Annotated in this window: 6 protein-coding genes; 1 reads left to right on the forward strand and 5 read right to left on the reverse strand. The window is 60.4% G+C overall.

The annotated features are described in order from the left end of the window. Positions 1–191, forward strand: a 191-nt coding sequence (locus ACIQ39_RS17615; RefSeq protein WP_396435889.1) for a hypothetical protein, incomplete at its 5' end; no start/stop codon positions are given. Positions 192–321: 130 nt separating this feature from the next. On the opposite strand, the gene ACIQ39_RS17620 is transcribed toward ACIQ39_RS17615, so the two are convergent. From ACIQ39_RS17620 to ACIQ39_RS17640, 5 genes are all read right to left on the reverse strand, one after another. Then, on the reverse strand, positions 322–2,328 hold the full coding sequence (locus tag ACIQ39_RS17620) for a 3-deoxy-D-manno-octulosonic acid kinase (RefSeq protein WP_396435890.1): 2,007 nt from the start codon (positions 2,326–2,328) through the stop codon (positions 322–324). Between the two features lie 32 nt (positions 2,329–2,360). Continuing rightward, complete coding sequence (locus ACIQ39_RS17625) at positions 2,361–3,683, reverse strand: TolC family outer membrane protein (protein WP_396435891.1); 1,323 nt, start codon at positions 3,681–3,683, stop codon at positions 2,361–2,363. 38 nt (positions 3,684–3,721) lie between these two features. Further along, entirely contained in the window at positions 3,722–4,051 is a 330-nt protein-coding gene (locus ACIQ39_RS17630) for a rhodanese-like domain-containing protein (protein WP_396435892.1), read from the reverse strand. Positions 4,052–4,062: 11 nt separating this feature from the next. Next, positions 4,063–4,722 (reverse strand): protein-L-isoaspartate O-methyltransferase, encoded by a 660-nt coding sequence (locus ACIQ39_RS17635; RefSeq protein WP_396435893.1) that lies wholly within the window; start codon positions 4,720–4,722, stop codon positions 4,063–4,065. Between the two features lie 42 nt (positions 4,723–4,764). After that, positions 4,765–7,432 (reverse strand): efflux RND transporter permease subunit (locus tag ACIQ39_RS17640; RefSeq protein WP_396435894.1); only part of this gene is annotated, 2,668 nt, incomplete at its 5' end.

The raw sequence follows: 7,432 nt of genomic DNA on the forward strand, positions 1-7,432 counted from the left end.
GTTTGGACAGCGAGTTGGCGTCTTTTGGCTTCACCCATTTGGTGACCTCTGTAAATCCGTTGAAACTGGCTACCAGTCTAGCTTGCGGCCGGTTTATGCAACGTCAACTGCCGGAAATAGGTTCAATCGCCACCAGCCTGTTTGACGACAATTGCCTTGGCCGGCGTGTTGCCTCCAAGGCCTGCGTTTGAACCGCCAGCCGACGCTTGTTTGCTCGACGCATGGGCTGACTTCGACAGGCCCTTTGCCCCCCCGGTCTAGCTCCCCGGTGTAGCTTGCAGCGTTTTGACACACGGTCAACTGCCGCAGATGGCCTGATTTTCAATGGGCCGCAGAGCTTGCAGCGTGGTAGCCCAACAAGAGGGCTGACCAATTGGCCTCGGTCCATGCCAAATGTGCGCTGTGCCGGCGCTCTTTGTGCAAAGACCGGCGCAAACGCGCCAAGTTGGCGGCTTTCCAAGTGTCGCCGCTGCGCAGTCGGCATTTGTCAAAGTCGACCACCCAGGCTTGGCCTTGGGCGTCGAGCAAGAGGTTGTGGGCATTCAGGTCGGCGTGAAACACCTGTGCGTTGTGCAAGCGCCCAATCGCATGGCCCAGCGCTTGCCATTCTGAATGAGAGACGGATCGGGTGCTGAGGCACTCGACCAGGTTGTGGCTGTCGGCAATCCAGCCCACGGCGATGTCGCAGCGGTAGCCCCAAGCTTGCTGCTGGTGGCGGGCCGCCATCGGTTGTGGCACGGGCAAGCCCAGCGAGCGCAGGTGGCGCAGCAAGACAAATTCGCGCATGGCGCGCCCCGCATGCACTTGCCGACCCCAAAACCAGTCGCCCAGCAGGTGCGCAAGCAGGCCGCCTCGGTGGTAATGCCGCAGCACCACACGCGTGCCGTGCAGCTCGGTCAGCAGGGCTTGACCTCGGCCGCTGCCTGGGGCAGCTGCTGTCGGCTGTGTGTGCCTTGCCGTTTCAAACCATTCGGGTGCCAGGCCCTCGGGCTGTAGGCTCCAGATGGTGCAATTGGTGCGGGTGTGCCTTGCGCGATGGCTGTAGACGGCGGCGTCGTTTGGCGTCGTGGCCAGGCCCATGAATGAGGCCATGGCCGCGCAGCTGCGGACGCTGGCGCCTTGATGTTGAGCCATCCAAGTTTGCGATTGGTGTTGCGCAAGCTGCAAGGCTTGCTGGGAGCCCAGCCACTGCCCCAGGGCTTGCCAAATGTCGTGGGGGGTGTTGGCGCACACGCCCAAACCAGCTTGCCCGAGCGCTGCAAACAGCGATGCGGCATTGTGGGTGTGCGGTCCGTGCACCACGGGCTTGCCCAAGGCCAAGGCTTCCAGAGGGTTGTGGCCGCCCAGCGGTGCCCAAGTTCCGCCGATGCAGGCGACTTGTGCCCAGTTGTACCAGCGCGAGAGTTGTCCCATTTCATCGACCAGAACAATTTGGGTGTTGGCATGGCCCGACAGGCCTTCGCTGCTGCGCTCGAATGGCAAAGCCATGTTGCGCAAGCGCTGGGCTACGGCTTCAAAGCGTTGGCGGTGTCTTGGCACCAAAACCAAGAGCCAATCGGGGTGCTGGGCAAACACCTCGGGCCACAGGGCGAGCAGCATGTCTTCATCTTGCGCGTGGCTGCTGCCCAGCACAATGCCTTGCCGATGGGGCCAGTGGGGCAGGGGGGCAGCCGTGGGGGTGTGCGTATCAAATTTCAAATTGCCAGCCACGGTCAAGCGCTCGGCCCTGACACCCAAAGCCGCAAAGCGCTGGGCGCTGCCCGGGTCAGCGGCCACCACCATGGCCAGTTGTGACCAGATGGGCCTCATGAGGGCGGGCCACTTGCGGTACTGTGCAGCCGAGCGCTCAGAGAGCCGGGCATTGACCACAATCACTGGCAGGGCGCGGGCGCGGCATTCGGCCAAGGTGTTGGGCCAAAGTTCGCGCTCGATCAGCACCAGCAAGCGGGGTTGCCACCGGTCAAGCCAGCGCCGTACCGAGCCGGGGGTGTCCAGCGGCGCATAGACCACGCACAGTTGCTCACCCCAGCGGGCACGCAAGGCCTGTTGGCCAGCGGGTGTTTGGGTGCTGATCAGCAGCGAATGGGCGGGCCATTTCAGCAACAGTTGATCGATCAGTGGCAGCAGAGCTTGGATTTCGCCAACAGATGCGGCGTGCAACCAAATGCCCCCCATGGGGCCGGGTTGGGCTTGCATGACCCCCAAACGCTCAGACCAAGCGTGGCGGTAAGCGGTCTCGCGTCGGCCTCGCCACCACAACCAGGCCAGCATCGGCAGCAGCAGCAGCCTGGACACCCAGGCGTACGTGAACAAGGCCAATGTGGCCATGGGGCTTGCAAACAAGGGTGCTGCTGAAGGGCTTATTGTTGGAACATGGCACCCAACTGCTCGAGGTCACTGGCCTTGAGCACCCCGGCCGCTTGGCGTAACCGCAAAAACCCCAGCAGCACATCGTGCCGGGCCTTGGCCAGGTCGCGCTTGGTTTGGAACAACTGGCTTTGGCTGTTGAGCACATCGATGTTGATGCGCACGCCCACTTGGTAGCCCAGTTTGTTGGCGTCCAAGGCGCTTTGGCTAGAGGCTTCGGCCGCCTCCAGTGCTTTGACTTGGCCCAGGCCCGACTGAACGCCGTAAAACGCGGTGCGGGTGGCTTGCGACACCGAGCGCTGGGCAGCTTCCAATTCGAAGCGGGCCTTGTCTTGCAGGGCCACGGTTTCTTTGATGCGGTTTTGCGTGGCGTTGCCCGCGTACAAGGACATATTGAAGACCAGGCCTATGCTGGCGGTGTTGTTGTTGACCCGCGAGTTGGAGGGGGCACCGTTTGAGTTGAAGCGGTTGCTGGCGTAGTTGGCGGTCAGGTCCAAGGTGGGCATGTGGCCCGCGTTGGCTTTGTCTGTTTCGAGCAAGGCCAACTCCAAGCCGATGCGCGCTTGCGCGATAGCGGGGCTTTGCGCCAGGGCGGTTTTGACCCAGCTCTCGGCATCTCCAGCGTCTTGCGCATACAGCCCGATGACCGATTGCACGGCCAGGGGTTGGGCGTTGAGCAGGCCGACCGATTCGTCAAGCGCCATTTTTTTGATGCGCAAATCGTTCACGGCTGCGATCTCTTGGGCGGTCACCAAGTCAAAGCGGGCTTGGGCTTCGCGGGTGTCGGTGATGGTGGAGGTGCCCACTTCAAAGTTGCGTTTGGCTGCGGCCAGTTGCTCTGACACCGCATTTTTTTGGGCTTTGACGAACTTCAAACTTTCTTCGGCCACCAGCACGTCAAAGTAAGCTTGGCTGCCGCGCACCATCAGGTCTTGTTCTGTGGCGGTGAGCTGGGCCAGTGCCAAGTCTGCTTGCTTGAGGCCTTGTTCGTAGCCAGCTTGGTTGACGCGCCGAAACAGGGGGTGGTTGGCGCTCAGGTTCATGCTGCGCGTGCCGTAGCGCGAATCGGGACTGATTGGGGTTTGGCTGTCGAAGTCGACTTCGTTGGCCGACAGGCCCAGACCCACTGTGGGCCTGAGCAAAGCTTTGGCTTGTTCGGCCTTGGCCAGGTTGGCTTGGTACAAGGCTTGTGCCGCCTTGAAATTGGCATCGTGGCCCTTGGCGGCTTCGTAGAGCTGCACCAGACTTTGGGCTTGAGCCACACCAGTGAAAACAGCCGCCAAGGCAAGGGTCAGGGGCAAGATACGCAGTTTCATGGGGTGGGGTCTTTCAGAATTCGGACAGTTCAGACGGCTCAGTAAACCGGGATGGTGGGGTCTACTTGGACAGACCAAGCATGGATGCCGCCGCTCACATTGGCCACTTCGAAGCCGTGTTTTTCTAAAAAAGCGGCCACTTGCATGCTGCGGCTACCGTGGTGGCACAAGCAGGCGATGGGCCGAGATTTGTCCAACTCGTCAAGGCGCGCCGGGATGGTTTGCATGGGCATGTGCACGCAGTCCATGGCCTCGATTTGGGCGCTGGCGGTTTGCAATTCCCAGGCTTCGCGCACATCGAGCAAAACAGGGCGCTGCGCTTGGGCCTGGGCCCAATGGGTCAGTTGCGCGGGGGTGATTTGGTCCATGGCAAAAGCTTTCAAAATTGAAAACGAGAATGCTCAGCAAATCCGCTCAGGCGTGGGGCATTGCAGTCCCAAGGCTCCGTGGTGGTCCACTGGCTGTCGCTGGTGCGGGTGATCACGGTGGTGCGCATCATGGGCTCTTGGCCCACTATGGCCACCAAGCGGCCTCCCACGCTGAGTTGCTGCAGCAAAGCCTGAGGCACTTCTGCCACCGAGCCGTTGAGCACAATCGCGTCAAAAGGCCCATCGGCTGGCGCGCCTTGGGAGCCATCGGCCACGCGCACGCTGGCGTTGTGCACACCTGCACGCTGCAAGTTGGTTTGCGCTTGGGCGGCCAATGCCGGGTCGATTTCAAGGCTCAGCACGCTGGCCGCTTGGTGCGCCAGCAAAGCGGCCATGAAACCCGTGCCGGTGCCCACGTCCAGCACTTTGTCGGTTTTTTGCACAGCCAGGTCTTGCAGCAAGCGCGCTTGCACGCGAGGGGCGAGCATCACTTGGCAGGCACCTTTGCCGAGGGGGATTTCCATGTCCACAAAGGCCAGCGCTTTGTGCGCCAAAGGGGCGAAGTCTTCTCGGTGCACGCTGGACAGCAGCGCCAAAACCTGGGCGTCGAGCACTTCCCAGGGGCGAATTTGCTGCTCAATCATGTTGAATCGGGCTTGGTTCAGGTCCATTTTTCCACTCCTGCAGGGGTCTTGTTCATTCAGCGGGTGATTTTAAGCGGCGGGTGTGTCATGTCCCTGACGGGCGGGCCCAAGGCCAGCTTTGGTGCGCAGCCATTGCGCCAAGTCGTCCATGTAGCAATACACCACCGGCACCACCACCAAGGTGAGCAAGGACGAGGTGATGACCCCGCCAATGACCGCTTGGCCCATGGGGGCGCGTTGCTCAGCGCCTTCTGTCAGCGCAAAAGCCAGCGGCACCATGCCAAAAATCATGGCCAAGGTGGTCATCAAAATCGGGCGCAGCCGCACCTTGGCGGCCATCAACAAGGCCTCGTGCCGGGGCAGCCCGGGCACCAGCGTGCCGTGTTCGTCGTGTTGGTCTTGCCGGGCGCGAATGGCAAAGTCCACCAGCAAGATGGCATTTTTGGTCGCCAAGCCCATGAGCATGATCACGCCAATGATGGAAAACATCGACAGCGTCGAGCCAAACAGCATGAGCGCCATGGCCACGCCGATCAAGGTCAAGGGCAGCGATGTCATGAGGGCCAATGGTTGGAAAAAGCTCTTGAATTGGCTGGCCAAAATCATGTAGATGAAGATCACCGCCATGAACAAAGCCGACAAGGCGTAGCCAAAAGACTCGGCCATGTTTTTGGTCGAGCCGCCAAAGGTGTAGCGGTATCCGGGGGGCAGGCTCAGGCTGTCCATGGCGGCGCGGATGTCGGTGGACACTTCGCCAGCCGAGCGTCCAAACACGTTGGCGTTGATGGCCACTTCGCGCATCATGTCGCGCCGGTTGATTTGGTTGGAGCCCGTGGTCTCGCTGATCTCGGCCACTTGACCTAAGCGCACGATGCGTGGGCTCCCATCGCTGGCGGTGCCGACCACAAAGGGCAGGCGCTCGAGGTCTTGGGGGCTGTTGCGGGCCTCGGGGGAGAGGCGCACATTCACGTCGTAAGTCTGGTCATCGGCTGCCCGCCAGTTGCCCACTGTTTGGCCTGCGATCAAGGTTCGCAGTGGCCCGGCCAGTTGCGCCGTGCCCAAGCCCAAGTCGGAGGCCGCGTCACGCTTGATTTGGATGTTGATCTCCGGCTTGTTGGGCTTGACGCTGGAGTCCAGATCCACCAGGCCGGGGATGTCTCTGACCTTGTCCAGTGCCCGCAAGGCCAAACGTTCCAGCTCTTTTTGGTCAGGACCTTGTAAAGAAAATTCGATCTGTTTGTTGCCGCCTACCGCGTCGAGCAAACCGGCATGGGTGACCGCGATGCCCGGCACCCCTTGCAAGCGCACGCGCAGCACCGCCGACATTTCATCCGCGTTGCGATCACGGTCCTTGCGGTCCACCAGTCGGATGTACAAGTTGACGTTGTTTTTGCCCTGCGCATTGGCGGTGTTGATGGTGCTGACGGTGTAGCGCACCTCGGGGAAGTCGCGCAAAATGGCTTCGACTTGGCGCGTCTTGGCCTCAGTGGCTTCGAGCGAAGTGCCCACCGGGGTTTCAAACTTGAGTGAGGTTTCAGAGAAGTCGGCTTTGGGCACAAACTCGGTGCCCAGTGAGCGCATCATGAACAAGCTGGCCACAAAAATCAGCAAGGCCAGCCACACAGTGGATTTTTTGTGGGCCAAGGCCCACCGCAGCAGTGATTGGTAAAAGGTCGCCAAATGCTCTGTGCCCCGGTCAAACCAGCCGGTCAATCGCCCCAGCGTTTTGTCATACAGGTTGCGGGGCGCTTGGTTTTTGCCGTGTGCATCGATGGCCGGGTCATGCCAAATGCTCGACAACATGGGGTCGAGGGTGAAGCTGACAAACATCGAGATCATGACGGCTGCCACGATGGTGATGCCGAACTCGTGAAAGAACTTGCCGATGATGCCTTCCATGAAGCCGATGGGCAAAAACACCGCCACGATCGACAAGGTGGTGGCCAGCACGGCCAAGCCGATTTCTTGCGTGCCGTCGAGCGAGGCTTTGAACGGATTTTTGCCCATTTGCACATGGCGCACGATGTTCTCGCGCACCACAATCGCGTCGTCAATCAGCAGGCCCACGCAAAGGCTCAGCGCCATCAGCGTGATCATGTTGATGGTGAAGCCAAACAGCTGCATGAACATGAAGGTGCCGATCAAAGAGATCGGCAAGGTCAAGCCCGTGATGACGGTGGAGCGCCAAGAGTTGAGGAACAAAAAGACGATCAACACCGTCAGGAAGGCCCCCTCTATCAGGGTGTCGCGTACGTTGTTCACCGACACCCGGATGGCGCGCGAATTGTCTGTGATGGGTTCGAGTCGCAGGCCTTCGGGCAGTTGTTTTTTCAATTCGGCCACGGTTTTGACCAGACCATCCACGACTTGAATGGTGTTTTCGTCTTGTGACTTCTGGACCGACATTAATAGGGTGCGTTGCCCGTTGTAAAGCGCCAGATTTTCAAGCTCTTGCGCCCCATCTTGCACAGTGGCCACTTGCGACAAACGTATGGGGGTGCCGTTTTTTCGGGCCACGATGATGCTGCCAAAATCCTCGGGTCGCTTCATGCGCGAAGCTATTTGCACCACACGTTCTTGTTCCAATGAGCGGATGGCGCCCACTGGTAAATCTTGGTTTTCGTTGCGCACGGCGGTCACCACCTGCTCGGCGCTGATGCCCAGCGACTCCATGGCAGCAGGTTGCAAATAGAGGTTGATCTCGCGTCGGCTGCCGCCTACCAAGGTCACCGAGCCC

The organism is Limnohabitans sp., assembly GCF_044361645.1.
In the GTDB taxonomy this organism is placed as follows: Bacteria; Pseudomonadota; Gammaproteobacteria; order Burkholderiales; family Burkholderiaceae_C; genus Limnohabitans_A.